The sequence below is a fragment of the Bradyrhizobium sp. LA2.1 genome, assembly GCF_040547725.1.
Classification (GTDB): Bacteria; Pseudomonadota; Alphaproteobacteria; order Rhizobiales; family Xanthobacteraceae; genus Bradyrhizobium; species Bradyrhizobium barranii.
The window spans coordinates 144,061-160,161 of record NZ_JBEPQI010000017.1; the positions used below are offsets into that span (position 1 = coordinate 144,061).

General features: G+C 65.6%; 18 protein-coding genes. 11 read left to right on the top strand and 7 right to left on the bottom strand.

Features of this window, described 5'->3' with window-relative positions; all coding sequences use genetic code 11:
* Positions 1 to 8: 8 nt before the first annotated feature.
* Positions 9 to 464, top strand: a complete 456-nt coding sequence (locus ABIB95_RS29510; RefSeq protein WP_354244500.1) for a GNAT family N-acetyltransferase — start codon at positions 9 to 11, stop codon at positions 462 to 464.
* A 262-nt stretch (positions 465 to 726) separates the two neighbouring features.
* A complete protein-coding gene (locus ABIB95_RS29515) occupies positions 727 to 1,668 on the top strand; it encodes an aldo/keto reductase (protein WP_028151823.1) in 942 nt (313 codons plus the stop codon).
* Between the two features lie 16 nt (positions 1,669 to 1,684).
* On the opposite strand, the gene hmuQ is transcribed toward ABIB95_RS29515, so the two are convergent.
* The 3 genes from hmuQ to ABIB95_RS29530 form a co-directional block, all read right to left on the bottom strand.
* Entirely contained in the window at positions 1,685 to 2,008 is a 324-nt protein-coding gene (hmuQ, locus tag ABIB95_RS29520; protein ID WP_166344625.1) for a heme-degrading protein HmuQ, read from the bottom strand.
* 77 nt (positions 2,009 to 2,085) lie between these two features.
* Positions 2,086 to 3,303, bottom strand: coding sequence for a DUF1501 domain-containing protein (locus ABIB95_RS29525; protein ID WP_354244503.1), 1,218 nt, complete (start codon positions 3,301 to 3,303; stop codon positions 2,086 to 2,088).
* 2 nt (positions 3,304 to 3,305) lie between these two features.
* Positions 3,306 to 4,862 (bottom strand): DUF1800 domain-containing protein, encoded by a 1,557-nt coding sequence (locus ABIB95_RS29530; RefSeq protein WP_354244506.1) that lies wholly within the window; start codon positions 4,860 to 4,862, stop codon positions 3,306 to 3,308.
* A 114-nt stretch (positions 4,863 to 4,976) separates the two neighbouring features.
* Here ABIB95_RS29530 and ABIB95_RS29535 point away from each other — a divergent pair, with 114 nt between their 5' ends.
* Positions 4,977 to 5,201: a cysteine-rich CWC family protein gene (locus tag ABIB95_RS29535; protein ID WP_354244509.1), complete on the top strand. Its 225-nt coding sequence runs from the start codon at positions 4,977 to 4,979 to the stop codon at positions 5,199 to 5,201.
* A gap of 64 nt (positions 5,202 to 5,265) precedes the next feature.
* Here the strand turns inward: ABIB95_RS29535 and ABIB95_RS29540 are convergent, their stop codons facing one another.
* The 3 genes from ABIB95_RS29540 to ABIB95_RS29550 all read right to left on the bottom strand — a co-directional run bounded on the left by ABIB95_RS29540 (position 5,266) and on the right by ABIB95_RS29550 (position 7,081).
* Positions 5,266 to 5,961: a glutathione S-transferase family protein gene (locus ABIB95_RS29540; protein ID WP_354120910.1), complete on the bottom strand. Its 696-nt coding sequence runs from the start codon at positions 5,959 to 5,961 to the stop codon at positions 5,266 to 5,268.
* Between the two features lie 113 nt (positions 5,962 to 6,074).
* The gene (locus tag ABIB95_RS29545) at positions 6,075 to 6,305 is read right to left on the bottom strand and encodes a hypothetical protein (protein WP_208084552.1); all 231 of its coding nucleotides are present in this window, start codon (positions 6,303 to 6,305) and stop codon (positions 6,075 to 6,077) included.
* On the bottom strand, positions 6,302 to 7,081 hold the full coding sequence (locus ABIB95_RS29550) for a TSUP family transporter (RefSeq protein WP_354120909.1): 780 nt from the start codon (positions 7,079 to 7,081) through the stop codon (positions 6,302 to 6,304). The genes ABIB95_RS29545 and ABIB95_RS29550 overlap by 4 nt, the downstream gene beginning before the upstream one ends.
* A 306-nt stretch (positions 7,082 to 7,387) precedes the next feature.
* Here ABIB95_RS29550 and ABIB95_RS29555 point away from each other — a divergent pair, with 306 nt between their 5' ends.
* The 4 genes from ABIB95_RS29555 to uvrB all read left to right on the top strand — a co-directional run bounded on the left by ABIB95_RS29555 (position 7,388) and on the right by uvrB (position 11,983).
* The gene (locus ABIB95_RS29555; protein WP_028151584.1) at positions 7,388 to 8,305 is read left to right on the top strand and encodes a LysR substrate-binding domain-containing protein; all 918 of its coding nucleotides are present in this window, start codon (positions 7,388 to 7,390) and stop codon (positions 8,303 to 8,305) included.
* 124 nt (positions 8,306 to 8,429) lie between these two features.
* Positions 8,430 to 8,657, top strand: coding sequence for a hypothetical protein (locus ABIB95_RS29560; RefSeq protein ID WP_071909573.1), 228 nt, complete (start codon positions 8,430 to 8,432; stop codon positions 8,655 to 8,657).
* A gap of 54 nt (positions 8,658 to 8,711) precedes the next feature.
* Positions 8,712 to 8,942 (top strand): hypothetical protein, encoded by a 231-nt coding sequence (locus ABIB95_RS29565; RefSeq protein ID WP_063985544.1) that lies wholly within the window; start codon positions 8,712 to 8,714, stop codon positions 8,940 to 8,942.
* Positions 8,943 to 9,031: 89 nt separating this feature from the next.
* Positions 9,032 to 11,983, top strand: coding sequence for an excinuclease ABC subunit UvrB (gene uvrB / locus ABIB95_RS29570; protein WP_354244514.1), 2,952 nt, complete (start codon positions 9,032 to 9,034; stop codon positions 11,981 to 11,983).
* Positions 11,984 to 12,082: 99 nt separating this feature from the next.
* On the opposite strand, the gene ABIB95_RS29575 is transcribed toward uvrB, so the two are convergent.
* On the bottom strand, positions 12,083 to 12,319 hold the full coding sequence (locus ABIB95_RS29575; protein ID WP_028151579.1) for a hypothetical protein: 237 nt from the start codon (positions 12,317 to 12,319) through the stop codon (positions 12,083 to 12,085).
* Positions 12,320 to 12,612: 293 nt separating this feature from the next.
* On the opposite strand from ABIB95_RS29575, the gene ABIB95_RS29580 reads away from it, so the two are divergent.
* The 4 genes from ABIB95_RS29580 to ABIB95_RS29595 all read left to right on the top strand — a co-directional run bounded on the left by ABIB95_RS29580 (position 12,613) and on the right by ABIB95_RS29595 (position 15,684).
* Positions 12,613 to 13,065: a nuclear transport factor 2 family protein gene (locus ABIB95_RS29580; protein WP_354244516.1), complete on the top strand. Its 453-nt coding sequence runs from the start codon at positions 12,613 to 12,615 to the stop codon at positions 13,063 to 13,065.
* 236 nt (positions 13,066 to 13,301) lie between these two features.
* Positions 13,302 to 13,742, top strand: coding sequence for a nuclear transport factor 2 family protein (locus tag ABIB95_RS29585; RefSeq protein WP_063985546.1), 441 nt, complete (start codon positions 13,302 to 13,304; stop codon positions 13,740 to 13,742).
* Positions 13,743 to 14,125: 383 nt separating this feature from the next.
* On the top strand, positions 14,126 to 15,049 hold the full coding sequence (locus tag ABIB95_RS29590) for a hypothetical protein (RefSeq protein ID WP_354244519.1): 924 nt from the start codon (positions 14,126 to 14,128) through the stop codon (positions 15,047 to 15,049).
* A gap of 212 nt (positions 15,050 to 15,261) precedes the next feature.
* A complete protein-coding gene (locus ABIB95_RS29595; RefSeq protein ID WP_063985548.1) occupies positions 15,262 to 15,684 on the top strand; it encodes a hypothetical protein in 423 nt (140 codons plus the stop codon).
* Positions 15,685 to 16,101: the final 417 nt, after the last annotated feature.

A 16,101-nucleotide genomic window follows, 5' to 3' on the forward strand; every position in this document is an offset into this window, starting at 1 on the left:
AAACTCACATGTCGCTCATCATTCGCTCCGTCACGAAGCAGGACTACGATCAATGGCTGCCGTTGTGGGATGGCTATAACGCTTTCTACGGCCGCTCCGGCCCGACCGCGCTGGCGCCCGAAATCACGCGCATGACGTGGCAGCGCTTCTTCGATGGCTATGAGCCGGTGCATGGGCTGGTCGCCGAGAGCGACGGCAAGCTGCTCGGCATGACGAACTATCTGTTTCACCGCAGCACCACGGCGATCGAACCGTCCTGCTATCTGCAGGACCTGTTCACGCTGGAGGCCTCGCGCGGCAAGGGCGTCGCCTCAGCGCTGATCTACGGCGTCTACGAGCGCGCAAAGCTCGCGGGGTCCCCGCGGGTCTACTGGCAGACGCACGAGACCAACGTCACGGCGCAGAGCCTGTACGACAAGGTCGCCGAGCGCTCCGGCTTCATCGTCTATCGCAAGATCTTCTGATCGCGGCAGCCGCGGAGTCCCTGTGGATAACTCTGCCTGTCACCCGCGCGTAACATAGCGGGACTACGTTGCACCTGCGTCTGATCAGGCCCCCCGTCACCGATCAAGCGCCCCAAAGCGGTCCCCGTCAGTCGCCGCGTCTGACAGGGGCCGCATTTTTTTGGCTTCAGTTCCCGGCAGCATGGCAGCAACGCAAGGCGACGCCTTGCCGCTAGCGGGCAGCGCGGCCACAATGGCCCGCTTTCTCCTGACAGGACCTCCCATGGAAATTCGTAATCTCGGCGCCTCCGGCCTCCGCGTGTCCGCGGTCGGGCTCGGCTGCAACAATTTCGGCCAGCGCATCGACCTCGAGGCCTCGCGCAAGGTGATCCACCGCGCGCTCGATCTCGGCATCACGCTGTTCGACACTGCCGACATCTATTCGGCCATGGGCGGCTCGGAAAATGTGCTCGGCGCCGTGCTGGGCGATCGCCGCAAGGACATCGTGCTGGCGACGAAATACTCCAAGCCGATGGCGGAGGACGGAACCAAGCAGGGCGCCTCGCGCCGCTACATCATGGCGGCCGTGGACGCGAGCCTGAAGCGGCTGAAGACCGATTACATCGATCTCTACCAGCAGCACGATTACGACCCGCTGACGCCGATCGAGGAGAGTCTTCGCGCGCTCGACGATCTCGTCCGCCAGGGCAAGGTCCGCTACATCGGCAATTCCAACTTTCCGGCGTGGCGGATTGCGGAAGCGGAGTATGTCGCGCGCGCGATGAATGTCAGCCGCTTCGTCTCCTGCCAGGACGAATATTCCCTGGTCGTGCGCGACATCGAGAAGGACCTGCTGCCGGCAGCAACGGAATACAAGCTCGGCCTGTTGCCGTTCTTCCCGCTCGCAAGCGGACTTCTGACCGGCAAATACAAAAAGGGTGAGTCTGCACCCGGCGACACCCGCTTTGGCCAAACTCCGCGACTGCGCGACCGCTACGTCACCCCGCGCAACGAGGCGATCGTCGAGAAGCTGCAGGCCTTTGCGCAAGCGCGCGGACACTCGATGCTCGAGCTCGCCTTCTCCTGGCTCGCCGGCCGCCCGCAGGTCTCGAGCGTCATCGCGGGCGCCACCCGCGTCGAGCAGATCGAGCAGAACGTCAAGGCGATCGCGTGGAAGCTCAGCGCCGATGAGATGGCGGAGATCGACAAGATCACTCAGGGCTGATGTTGATGGCGCGGCGCTACTTCGCGCCGCGTCCCACCGTCTGCATCACCTCAAAGCCTTCGAACTGGGGATGGCCGAGATAGAGCGGCTTGTTATCGCCAGCGCGCTGATGCGCCGCGCGAAACGCCTCCGACTTGGTCCACGCCTCGAAAGCGGCATGGTTCGCCCAGATCGTGTGCGAGGCGTACAGCGTGTGGTCCTCGAGCTCGGGACCGCGCAGCAGATGAAACTCGACAAAGCCAGGCACCCCGTCGAGAAACGTGTCGCGCGAGAGCCAGACCTGTTCGAAAGCGGATTCAGAGCCCTTGGTGACGCGGAAGCGGTTCATGGCGATGTACATGCGGGTGATCTCCTGATGCGCGGCTCATCATGTCGTCATTCCGGGACGCACCGCAAGGCGCGGGCCCGGAATGACGGCTAAGCAACCAATCCCTTCATCGGCCGCGCTCCCGCGCTGTCCGGGAACACCGTCTCCGCCAGCACGCGATCCGACAAACCAAACTGTCCCTGCAGCACGCCCTTGATCACGGAGCGCAAATCCGTGGTGGGCTTGAGGTCGCGTCCCTCATACAAGTTCGCGAGCTTGAGACCGGGCCAGTCGGAGATGACGCGGCCGCCTTTCACCGCGCCGCCGGCGAGCAGCGCGATCGTTCCCGTGCCGTGATCGGTGCCGTCGGTGCCGTTGATGCGCGCGGTGCGGCCGAACTCGGTGGCGACGACGATTGCGGTGTCGCGCCAGCGCTCGCCAAGGCCGCTTTCGAACTCGGCGAGCGCGCCATCGAGGCCGCCGAGCAGGAAGGCCAGACGCCCGACCGGACCGCCTTCATTGGCATGCGTATCCCAGCCGTCGAAGGCGAGCGCGGCGATGCGCGGGCCGTCATCGACCGCCATCAGCTTTGCGGCGCCGCGCGCGACCTGGCGCATCTGCGCAACCTGGTTGCCGGGTTTCGGCTTCATGTCGTCGCCGCTCGCTGCCTTCTCCAACTGGAGGCCCTGCGACAGCGCGGAGGCCAGCGCGGGATCGCGGTGACGGTAGAGATCGACGAGGCGCATGGCGGTGTCGTCGTCGGCTTGCGGCAGCGCCACCGGCGCCCAGCCGACGGTCGGCGCATTGCCGCGCAAGACCAGCGGCGTGGTCGGACCGACCGCGAGCCCACTCGACACACGCTCGCCGCGCGGCAGCGCTTCGAGCGCGCGATTGAGCCAGCCCGATTGAACGCGGCCGGGACCGGCATAACCGCTTTCGAGCACGTCCTGGCCATCGAAATGCGAGCGGTCGCGATAGGGCGTCGCCACCGCATGGATCACCGCGGCATGCATGTCGCGATACATGCGCGCGAACTCCGGCATCGCCGGATGCAGCGCGAAAAAAGTATCGAGCATGATCGCGGGATGCGCGCCGTCGGCGGCAAGCGCGATCGAGCCGTGCAGGCCGGCATAATCGGGATCGCCAAGCGGCGCGACGGTCGAGAGCCCGTCGAGCGCGCCGCGCAGGATCACCACGATCAATCGCGGATCGCGCCCGCCGGCCGCGCGCGCGAATTTCGGCAAATAAGCCCATGCCGCGAAGGACGCGCCGCCGAGCAGGAGGCCGCGGCGCGAGGTGAGGAGCCGGTTCTCGACGCAGTCGATCATCATCATCTCCTCTGCATTTCCGGCGACATCAGCAGCAGCGCCAGCGCCTGCTGCCGCGACTCCGCGCGCTCGATGGTTTTGCGCGTCTCGATGGAGGCCGCATCCGCAGCCGCGAACTCCAGCAGGTCGAGCGGATCGATGTTGTTGCCGAGCCGCGCGCCCATTTGTGCCGCGATGTCGAGCCGGAGCTTGATGCCTTCGGGTGCGGCCCAGGCCGCGCTGGTATCCGGAAAACCGTTCGGCCCGGCCGGCGACCACAGCGGCTGGCCGAGCAGGTTCAGATTATTGAGATAGCCGCCGGGATCTTCCGGCACGCGCGCGAGCAGCCGGCCACTCGCGACCACGAAGTCGTAGGGCGAGCGCATCTTGGTCAACGGCGCCTTCCACGCTTCGTCGGAATCGACGAGCGCCGCGGCAAGCGCCTTGAGATCACCGTCGGTCTTGACGAAGATGTCGCGCAATCGCGCCACGAGCGCCGGCGGCGGATCGTCGGCAACGAAATGACGGACGAATTTGGTGGCGATGAAATTGGCGGTCGAGGGATGCCGCGCGATGTCGGCGAGCGCGGCCTCGCCCTGCGCAAGGCCGGTCGGCTCGTAGGTCTTACCGAGCAGCGTCTGCGGACCGGGCTGGTGCGCGTTGACGTTGAACACGAAGGAGCCGGGCGTTCCCAGCTGCCCCTGCCGTCCCGCAAAGGTCCAGCCGGTGATGATGCGCGCGAGCGAGGTGACGTCGTCCTGCGTGTAGCCGCCACCGACGCCGAGCGTATGCAGCTCCATGATCTCGCGAGCGAGATTTTCGTTCAGCCCGCGCTTGCGGTTTTGCCCAGCGCGCGAGTCCGGCCCGAGCGATTGCTGGTTGTCGAGGAAGAACAGCATCGCCGGATGCTGCTCGACCGCCCTGAGCATGTCGGCGAAGCGCCCCAGCACATGCGGCCGGATCGCCTCGCGCTCGAACGCGCCGGCCCAGATCCGCGCCAGCTCGCCCTTGCTCGCGGAGATGCAGAAATGGTTGGACCAGAACACCACCAGCCGCTCGGTGAAGCCGCACTCGACCAGCGTCGCGCGCTGCAGGCGCGCCAGCGCCTCGGCGCGAAAGGTTTTCTGGATCACGTTGAGCGGCTGCGGCGCGGGCTTGACGGCAGGGGGCGCGGCAGCGTTGGGCTGCATCGTATCCGGCTTCGCCGAACTATCTGGCGGTTTCGCGTCAGTCATCTGCCCGGCGATCTCGGTCGCGGCCGCATTGAGCGAGAGATTGCGGCGCAGCCCCGGCTTCTGATCGCCCGGTGCCTGCTGCGACCCTTCAGCGGGCGCAGCGGCCTTCGCGGCCTCGCGCGCCTGCTTGACCTGGTCCTGATAGGCGAACACGGCCTGCCCGAGTTGCGGCGTCGATTGCAGCCCCGGCGCTTCCAGCAGCACGCCGTTGGGGCGCGCGAGTTCCGCCTTCACGAAGCCACGCGGATCGGACGCCGCGTTGATGAGATCGCCGGACGCCCCGCCGCGCGCTCCGAAACCGAAACGGTTGAGCGCGACGAGGGCAGCTTGCGAATCGCGGGCCATCGATGTGTCCTTCGCGCGTTGCCAACCGCTTTCCGAGTCTGAGCGCAGCGCCTATTATACCGTAGCGGGAGATGAACCCGGCATGAAAATGACGGCGAAGCCTTTGGGCAAATCATGACAAATCCGAAAGAATTTCCCTCCGATTTTCCCTTGCCGGAACCGCGCCGCCTCGCCTGCTCCCGTTGCGGCACCGAGTTCGGCTGCGATCTCTCGGGAAGCTGCTGGTGCGCGGAGGAAACGGCGCGGCTGCCGATGCCAGTCAAAGGCGAGGATTGTTTGTGCCGGGAATGTCTGAGGAAGGCGGCGGCGGTGCGTAGCCCGGATGGAGCGCAAGCGTAATCCGGGAATCCTTCCGCAGGCGCAAATCCCGGATTTCGCTTCCGCTCCATCCGGGCTACGAAGCTTAGACGGGATGTCCCGGCGATTTTCGCGCCATGCCGTCGAACGCGTCGAGCAGTTTTTCGCGCCACGCATAGACGGGATCATCCACTTCCAGCAGCCTGAACGGGCTCACCACACGCGCCCATTGAAAACCGCCGAACACGATATAGTCGGCATAGTTCGGCGCGCTGCCGCCGAGATAGGCCTGCGTCTTGAACGTCTGCCGCATCACTTCGAGCGACTTGCGGAACGCGACGACGCCGGTCTCGCGGCTCGCCTGGACCTCTTCCAGGGGCTTGCCGAACCGCGCCTCACGCGACTGGCGGAAATAGGCGGCGTCGACCTCGCCGAGGTTTTTCGGGATGTCGGCGACGATCAGCAGAGAGAGGCCGCCGACGATCGCGATATCGCCCCAGGCGTTGAGCAAGCGCGCCATGGCGCGGCCGCCGTCGCCGCCGAACAGGGACGGCTGGTCTGGAAAATTGTCTTCGAGATAATTCGCGATCGCCCAGGAATCGATCACGGGCTTGTCATGATGCAGCAGCACCGGGACCCTCTCCGAGCCGTGCGGCGATATCGCGCTCTTCTCGGTGAAGCGCCAGGGCAGCGATTCCGCCGACAGGCCCTTGTGCGCCAGCGCCATCCGCGTGCGCCAGCAATACGGGCTGAACGGGCGCGAAGCGTCGGTGCCGACGAGTTCGAAGAGTTTGAGCGACATGGCTGGTGTTCCGTCATTGCGAGCGCAGCGAAGCAATCCAGACTGCCGCCGCGGAGACATTCTGGATTGCTTCGCTTGCGCTCGCAATGACGATGTGGAGGCGGAGGTGTGTGTCACCGCCCGTTCGTGCGCAGCAACCTCTCGCCGTCCGTCGTCACCGCGATGATCAGCCCCACGCCTGCAATCGTTTCGCGGGTGACGTAGCCGCGCTCGGCGGCGTCTTCCCAGATGGTGAGGCGCGGGCACGAGGTCTTCCAGGTCGCGATCACCTCGGCATAGGCGCGCGGCTCGCGCGCGATCCATTCGACGAAGTCCAGCACCAGCGGGTCGGCCGTCTCGCTCATTGCAAACCTCCCTTGTCGAAGGCCGCCAGCACCGGGGTACGAAGCAGGAGCCAGCCGCCATAGGCGATGTAGTAGCAGGCGATGGTGGTGATCAGCTTGTTCGACCAGGTCACGAATTGCTGGTCGGTCATGGCTTCGAGGATGCGCCGCGCCAGCGTGGTGCCGAGCATCGAGGCGATAATCGCGACGCCCGCGAGCACGGGATCGAGGCTCGCGGCCTGGTCGATGATGCCGCCGAAATAGACGAGCTTGGTGAAATGGCTGACGAGCTGGCACATCGCCTTGGTCGCCACCTTCTCGCGCCGGCCGAAATCGCCGCCGAGGAAGAAGGTGTCGAGCAACGGTCCCGACACGCCGGTCATCAGCATCAAGCCCATGCAGATCGTACCATAGACGGTGCCCTGCCAGAGACGGTCGGGATCCGGCTTGATGTTCGACGGCAGCAGCCGCGCCATGAACGGGGTGATGCCGAGCAGCAGCAGCGCCATCGGCTTGTCCGGCACATAGCGGGTGAGCGACCAGGCCGCGAGCGCGACGGCAGCGCCGACCATGTAGTTCGCGACCGGCCGCCAGCGGATATGCGCCCGCCACAGAAATGCGCGCCAGCCGTTCGAGGCCATCTGCGTGATCGCATGCAGCACCATCGCGGTCGGCAGCGGCATCAGCGCCAGCAGCACACCGATCAGGATCAACCCGCCCGCCATGCCGAACAGCCCCGACAGGAACGCGGTGGCGACCATCAGCAATCCAAGGGCAGCGATCATGATGGGCGTCACGAGAGATTCTCCTGCACGTGCGTAAGAGACGAAGGCTGCATCACTCCCTCGCCCCGCTTGCGGGGAGAGGGTGGGGTGAGGGGGAGTCTCCGCAAGGAAGGTGGCAGAGGGACTCGCGGAGAGACCCCTCACCCGGAATTTGCTCTCGCAAATTCCGGCCTCTCCCCGCAGGCGGGGGAGGTGAAGAAGCAGCGGCGGCGGCCCCAAACACAACTTGGAATTACTCTCATTCTTGTGCCTCGCTTGCCCCGGCTTCGCAAACTGAGTTATCTTGGCCTTGCATCAGTTTTCCTGAGGGTGGGTCATTTGCGGCGGCTGCTGTTTCTCAACGGCATCAAGGCATTCGAGGCGGCGGCGCGGACCGGCAGCTTTGCTGCGGCCGGGCTCGAGCTCAGCGTGTCGGCGGCCGCCGTCAGCCGCATGGTGCATCTGCTGGAGGAACGTCTCGGCGTCGCGCTGTTCGAACGCAAGGCCAACAAGCTCGTGCTGACGCAGGCAGGCCGCGCCTATCAAAGCGGGCTGACGCCGATCTTCGACGCGCTGGCAAGTCTCACCGCGCAGGTGACGGCGCCCTCCAGCGTCCGCGTGCTCACCATCGGCGTCGGCCACACCTTTGCGATGCGCTGGCTGATTCCGCGGCTGTCGGAGTTTCGCAGCGAGGAGCCCGACATCGAGGTGCGTTTCACCACCGGTGGTGCCGAGGTCCCATTCGGCGAGGACTGGAGCTGCGGCATCAAGCTCGGCACCGGCGACTGGCCCGGCCTGGTCGCCGAGCCCTTGTTCGCCGGCGACCTCACGCCGGTCTGCGTGCCCCGCCTCGCCACCGGCCTGAAGCGGCCCGCCGACCTCAAAGGGCCAGGCCTGATCCGCGTCACGCATTCGCCGGAGGATTGGCCGATCTGGCTCAAGGCGGCGAACCTCACCCGCATCAACGCGCGCGGACCGGAATTCCAGTTCTACGGCCAGGCGCTCCAGGCCGCCGCCGACGGCCTCGGCATCGCCATGGGCATCCGGCCCTATATCGACGACGATCTCGCCGCCGGCCGGCTGGTCGCGCCGTTCGATCTCTCGGTTCCCAAGGGCATGCGCTGGTACCTGCTGTATCGCAGTTTTCAGACCGAGCAGCGCGACTTCGCCGCGTTCCGGCGCTGGATCATGCGGGCGGCCTCGGAGCCCGCCGCACGCCCCGCCAGGCGGATCGGCCGCGCCGCGCCGCGGAACTGACGCCCGTTCCACGAGGCCCTGGGCAAAAAAGCCGGCCGCTTGTGAATGGCTTCACATACTGAACCCGCCAAACGTGGTCCCCTGACCCTTCAACAAGACACTTACGGAACATTTGGGGACTACAATGACGACCATCTACGACGGCTTTGACATCGAATCCTTCGAGGCCGGCAAAGGCCTCTGGCATGCCCGCATCCGCCGCGCCGATCTCAGCCCCCTCGCCATCGACGGCGTGCTGTTTCCGGCCATGGAAGTCGGTTTCGCCTGGCCGGATCAGAACGCGGCGATCGCCGATGCCAAGCACCACATCGACCGCTTCCGCCGGCGGGCCGACGACCACGACGACGAATAAGCGCGGGACTCCAGGCGAACCAAGGGACAGCGCAGCATAAAGGGGGAACCGGTCATGTCGGTCATCGAATTCGAAGATACGCCGCGGCCGAGGATTTATGCCCGCAATGTGCTGTCGAAATGTCCCGAATGCGACGGCGACCTCGCGGTGCTCCGTGTGATCGGAGGCCGCGCCGGGTGCGAGTACTGGACCATGCGCTGCACCGATTGTGGCGGGATCCATCTCGACATCCTCGAGCCGCACCGGGCGAGCAACGACGACGAGGCCCCGCCGCCGGCGGCGTAAGGAGGCTGCTGCCAACCTGCTGTCAGCAGCCTGAGAACGGACGTACCTTCGCCCTTTTCTGAAGCGCTGACTCGTCCCATATTCGGGGCATGGCGAAGAAACCTGCTCCCCCGAAATCCCCCAAATCCAAAGCCCCGAACTCCAAGGCACATCGGCCTGACGTGCAGCCGATCGGGCCGGCGCTGGCCGAGTTGCTCAATCCCGCGATCAATCGCGGCGATGCCGGGCTGGGATCGGGCACCGGGCTGCAGCCGCCGCCGGACAATTCGCGCGACCGCCGTGCCGGGGGCGAAGCTGCCGCCCATCGGGCGCGCGCCTCGACACCGAAGGAGTTTCCGCAGGATAATGCCAAGCCGCTGCGGCCGAATCCGCAGCCGCCGGGCGCGCGCGCGACCACCGAAGGCTTTGAAGAAGCGCCGCAGGCCAATTACGGCACCGCGGCCACGATCCCGACGCTCGATCCGGAACTGGCGCGGCAGCTCGGGCTTCCCACCGAAGAGGACGATGCCGAGGCGCTGGCGCGTCCGCCACGTACCAAGATGGAGGCGCTCGGCGTCAAGGCGACCGCCGACGCGCTGGAATCGCTGATCCGCGAGGGCCGGCCGGAGTTCCGCAGGGACGACGGCTCCACCAAGGTGTGGACCCCGCACCGGCCGCCTCGCCCGGAGAAGTCCGAAGGCGGCGTGCGCTTCGAGATCAAATCGCCCTACCAGCCGCGCGGCGACCAGCCGACCGCAATCGCCGAGCTGGTCGAAGGCATAGAACGTAACGACCGCTCGCAGGTGCTGCTCGGCGTCACCGGCTCCGGCAAGACCTACACCATGGCCAAGGTGATCGAGGCGACGCAACGGCCCGCCATCATCCTGGCGCCGAACAAGACGCTCGCCGCCCAGCTCTATGGCGAGTTCAGGAGCTTCTTCCCCGACAACGCGGTCGAATATTTCGTCAGCTATTACGACTACTACCAGCCGGAAGCCTACGTTCCGCGCACGGACACCTACATCGAAAAGGACTCCTCGATCAACGAGCAGATCGACCGCATGCGCCACTCGGCGACGCGCGCGCTGCTCGAACGCGACGACGTCATCATCGTGGCGTCCGTATCCTGCATCTACGGTATCGGCTCGGTCGAGACCTACACCGCGATGACCTTCGCGCTGAAGAAGGGCGAGCGCATCGACCAGCGCCAGCTCATCGCCGACCTCGTTGCCCTCCAGTACAAGCGCACCCAGGCCGATTTCACCCGCGGCACGTTTCGCGTGCGCGGCGACGTCATCGACATCTTCCCGGCGCACTATGAGGACCGGGCCTGGCGCGTAAACCTGTTCGGCGACACCATCGAGACCATCGAGGAGTTCGATCCGCTCACCGGCCACAAGCAGGACGAGCTCGAATTCATCAAGATGTACGCCAACTCGCACTACGTGACGCCGCGCCCGACGCTGGTGCAGGCGATCAAGTCGATCAAATCGGAGCTGAAGCAGCGGCTCGACCAGCTACACGACCAGGGCCGTCTGCTGGAAGCGCAGCGGCTCGAGCAGCGCACCACCTTCGATCTCGAGATGATGGAGGCGACGGGAAGCTGCGCCGGCATCGAGAACTATTCGCGCTATCTCACCGGGCGCTTGCCCGGCGAGCCGCCGCCGACGCTGTTCGAATACGTCCCCGACAACGCGCTGGTGTTCGCCGACGAGAGCCACGTCACCGTGCCGCAGATCGGCGGCATGTTCCGCGGCGACTTCCGCCGCAAGGCGACGCTGGCCGAATACGGCTTCCGCCTGCCGTCGTGCATGGACAACCGCCCGCTCCGCTTCGAGGAGTGGGATATGATGCGGCCGCAGACGGTCGCGGTGTCGGCGACGCCGAGCGGCTGGGAGCTGAACGAGAGCGGCGGCGTGTTCGTCGAGCAGGTCATCCGCCCGACGGGCCTGATCGATCCGCCCGTCAACATCCGCCCCGCCCGCACCCAGGTCGACGATCTCGTCGGCGAGGTCCGCGCCACCGCGCAAGCCGGCTATCGCTCGCTGATCACCGTGCTGACCAAGCGCATGGCGGAGGATCTCACCGAATATCTGCACGAGCAGGGCATCCGCGTCCGCTACATGCACAGCGACATCGACACCATCGAGCGCATCGAGATCATCCGCGATCTTCGCTTGGGCGCCTTCGACGCGCTGGTCGGCATCAACCTCTTGCGCGAGGGCCTCGACATTCCCGAATGCGCACTGGTCGCGATTCTGGACGCCGACAAGGAAGGCTTTTTGCGCAGTGAAACGTCCTTGATTCAGACCATCGGCCGCGCCGCGCGCAACGTCGACGGCAAGGTGATCCTCTATGCCGACCAGATGACGGGCTCGATGGAGCGCGCCATCGCGGAAACCAACCGGCGCCGCGAAAAGCAGGTCGAGTACAACACTGCCAACGGCATCACGCCGGAGAGCGTGAAGAAGCAGATCGGCGACATCCTCAACTCGGTCTACGAGCGCGACCACGTGCTGGTCGAGGTCGGCGGCCACGATATGACCGACGATGTCATCTCGATCGGCCACAATTTTGAAGCCGTGCTCGCCGATCTCGAAACAAGGATGCGCGAGGCCGCGGCCGATCTGAACTTCGAGGAAGCCGCCCGCCTGCGCGACGAAGTCAAACGCCTGCGCGCCACCGAGCTCGCAGTGGTCGACGATCCCACCGTCAAGCAACGCACGGTGCAGGGCAAGGCCGGCGCGTATGCCGGCACCAAGAAGTACGGCGACGCCGCCAACTTGCCCGTCAGCGCGATGAAGAAGAAAACCGTGAGCTCCGCGTTGAAAGCCAGCGGCGGCGGCAGCGGATCGAAGGTACACAAGCCGCATCTCGACGAGATGCACGGGCCGGAGTCGTTGCCCTATCGCGAGAACCCGAGCCTGCCGGCAAAGCCGTTCGGCAGCACGAGCCGGATCATCCAGCCGACGGATTCTAGGCAGTCAGGGCCGGAGTTCGGGCCGGCGCCGAAGTCGACGGGTGGGCAGCCGGGGCGACGGGGTGGGTGGAAGAAGAGGTAGACGACGGAGTATCGTCCGCACTTGTCGTGGCGATGGATTCCGGGCTCGCCGCTTTGCGGCGCCCCGGAATGACGAGGGAGCATGTGGTGCCGTTCGCGCCTACAACTTCCCCTGCCCGTTCACCTGCCCCTGCTGTTGCTGCTGCTTTTCCTGCTCCTTGGCGTGATGCCTGCCGTAGAGGCAGCCGGCGGCGGCGCCCAGGACGCCGTGATGGCCGGCATAGTGACCGGCGACGCCGCCGACGACGGCGCCCTTGATGCAGCCCTTGGCGTTGGCGGCCGAGGTCGCGCCAAGCATCAGCAGGGCTGCGGCGACGGTGAGAAGCGGGGATTTCATGATCGATGTCTCCGGATCGGTTTCGGCGTCTCAACGAGCACCGACGGGCGCGGGTTCCCGTGTGCCGTGCATGGCGAAACGCGCCCGCCGGCATGCACGCGGCGTCATGCGGGGCGCGAAAACCCGCTCGAATTCTTGCAAGTAGCCAAGAACGCAACCGGTAATTGCACCTCATGAACCGGGCCTTGCATCGGCGCGTCATATAATCCGGACACCTTCGTTTTTGCGGATTGATGGACCCGCAGAGCGCGCATTGGCGTTTGCAATCGACACCCCACGAGGGCGGGAGCGGCATGACGGTTGGATCGCTGAACAGGCAACGCGTGCTGCATCTGCTGGACAGCTTTGCTCGCGGCGATATCGAGGCCGCGCTGTCGTGCTGCACCGACGACGTCGACTTCCTCACCCACGCGCCGATCGACGTGCTGCCGCACATGGTGCCGCGTCACGGCAAGCAGGAGCTGCGCGAGCTGTGGCAGACGGTCTGGTCGCGCTATTCCGAAATCCGCTACAAGGCGCCGCACATCCTCGCCGAGGGCGACGAGGTCGCAACCTACATGCACACCTACTTCAAGAAGCGCAGCAACGATCGCGTCGTGCAATTCGACATGGCGGTGTTCTACAGCTTCCGGGGCGGACTGGTGGCGCAGATCCGCGAGATCATCGATTCCTACGATCTGGTGCAGCAGGTGCTGGAGCGGGAGATCGGGCCGCTGATCGTGGGCACGCGGGTGGACGGAGGATGACCCTTCGCCCTCGCCACCGTTCTTACGGACAGATGAAGCAGCGACCGGAAGATTACGGGGTTCTGTTGTAAATCTCACAAACTCGCATCAATTGTGCATTGCGAAAACGTGAATTGCGTTTTGGCCGAAATCGCCTATTTTATTTGTATACGAATGAGTTGAGCGGCCCCCGCACCTTTTCTGTGCATGGGGTTGCTTTCCGTTTTTTCTGCAAGCCAGCTTCAGGACGCCCCCAAATGACAGAGCACAGCCTCTGGCGTTTCTCGCGCGCGTTGCATCGCGCGGTGAACGACCGGGATTTCAGGGACATCGAGGCCCTGATCGACGAGGACGTCGAGTGGGCGATCTACGGCCCGATCGACATGTTTCCGTTCCTCGGCGCGCGCCAGGGCCGGGACGCCGTGCTCGACGTCATCCGCCAGCTCGCCGACAATTTCCATGTCCGCCGCTTCGACCGCGAGAGCATCATGCTCGGCGTGGATTCCGCCGCTTCGATGCTGCGCTATTCGCTGACCGCGCTGGATTCCGACAAGCCGATCAGCTTGCGGGTCGCACAGTTCGCCCAGTTCAGGGCCGGCAAGCTGATCAGCATGCGCGTGCTGGTCGACACCTTCGATCTGGTTGAACAGGCACTCGGCCGCGCCATTCATCTGCCGAAGATGACCCGCGTCGGCTGAGGGGGACGCCAACGGGCCCCGCTTGCCGGGACCGATGATTGATGCTCGCCCGACCCGCGTCCTGGCCTCCAGCCCCGCCGGATGCCGTCGTGGCGAAGCTCGTCATCGGGCGCGCGCCTTTCGCGCGGCCCGTTGGTTCGCCATTCCAGTGGTTTGAGCATGATCTCCGCGCAAACGCGTTCCGCGTTTGTCGCGAGGGAAAACCGCTGCACACTTTGCGCCGGCGCGGCCCTTCGGGGCCGGATCATGCTCTGGCCGAGGCGAGCCGCCACAATTTCGCAACGATAGATCACCATGTGTTGAGCGGACCGAATGGCGCATGGTCATCACCGAAGGCCGCTTTATAGTGGCGGCAAGCATGCGCTGGGCTCGCGGGCAGGACGATGGAATTCTCGACAGGTTTTGGCTGGACCAGGCTGCCGGTGCTGGCGGCCGCATTCATTTTGGGCTCGGTTCTGACGGTCTCGGCGCAGATCATCCCGCCCTTCTCGGCGGCTGCGCCTGACGACGAGGCCGAGACCGAAGCCACAGAGACCGCCGCAGCCCCCGACGTCAACGACCCCGACATTTTAAAGGGCATCGACGTCGACAAGCTCGACTGGAGTCAGCTCGCGGTCGACGCCGGCACCGGCAACGACGTCATGGCCGCCAAGAAGCGCGCCCAGGCCGCCGCCAAGGACGGCCTGAACTGGTCGTCGAACGCGAACGCCAACGGCTCCTCGGCGGTGACGGTGAAGCAGTCGGTCTCCTCGTTCTGGGACGCCCGCATCGGCGCCGACATGACGGTGACGAGCGAGCCGCGGACGATGTCCGAGCTGCTGGCGCAGAAAGCCACCAATGGCGGCAGCCTGCCGCAATCCTCCGGCAGCGCCTGGGCGGCCGCGACCGCGCCGGGCGCCGGCTCGATCTGGGACAAGACCGCGGTGGAAGCCCGCGTCGATCCCGGCGCCGAGCAGAGCAAGATCGGGGCGTCGCTGATCAAGTCGGTGCCGCTGTCGAGCGACACGTCGCTGACGCTCCAGAACGGCTACAGCGTCAACCAGCAGGGCACCACCGCGGTGCCCGGCATCGGCGGGCGCATCACCCGCAATTACGAGACCGACCAGACCGCCAAGGTCACCCTCACCGACACCGGCACCAGCATCACCGCCGGCCAGTCGCTGTCGACCACCGACGACAAATGGCTGCGCAAGGTCGGCGCCGAGCAAAAGCTGTTCGACAACGTCACCGTCTCCGGCTCGGTCGGCGAGACCTCGCAGGGCGCGATCAACAAGAGCCTGACGGCGGGCTTCAAGAAGAGCTGGTAGCAGTCCAGCCCCCTCTCCCATCATCCCGGGATAGGTTCGTTTTCCCAGCAATTCAGACTCTCGTAACCATACGCCACGGCAAAGCCCCCGAATCGTCTGCCCTTGCCGTATCTCCGCCAAGTTGCGGTCAAAATCCGACGCCCTAGTCGGATGACCGAACTCGTCGTGCGGGGGACACTCGCGCCGCGCTCAACGCGAACAGGGGAATAACGATGAACGCCATGCGTCCGGAAAAGACCGAAGCCACCGAGACCGAGACGGTCGACACCAACCTCGCCGCAGTGACGGAAGTTGAAGCCGGCATCCGCGACTTCGTCCGCAACGACATCGCCTATCTGCGCCGGCCGGCATCGGGAACCACCGACACGCCGCCGCTCGATCCGAGCGCGGAAGCCACCGTCACCAACGTCAACTCGCTGATCCAGCGCGTCGCCGGCACCTCGCTCGCCGAGATCGAGAACCTGATCTCCGAGCTCGAGAGCCTGCGCGATCTGCTCCATGCCGAAGGCCAGCGCGTCCAGCGCGAGATCTCCGGCTACGCCCAGCTCAGCCAGGCCGCGATGAAGTCGACCCGCATGATCGCCGACAACGTCGCGCAGTGGAAGCGCGCCGCCGACGGCCTGCGCAACAGCTGATCACTCACGTCAAGCATCACCAGCCGCCGTGTTCCGCAAGGGGCGCGGCGGTTTTGATTCGTGGGGAGTTGGATGCGCACAAGCTCCCCACAATAGGTGTCATCGCCCGACTTGCCGCCTTCGCTAAGGCTTCGGCGGCCGAGTGAGTTCTTGGCCCGGCGAAGCCCTTGGCGGAGACGGGATCGGGCGATCCAGTATTCCAGAGACAATGAGGCAAGAGCCGAGACGCCGCAGCGTACTGGATGCCCCGGTCCCGGCTCCGCCAAGGCTACGCCGGGCCACAAGCTCGCCCGGCCGCCGAAGCTTCAGCGAAGGCGGCAAGCCGGGGCATGACAGCGGAGGGTGTGGCTGCGAAAGATTGGGGCAGTGGACATGCGTTCACACAGTCAATGCAGCCGACCCGGTTCACTTTGAACC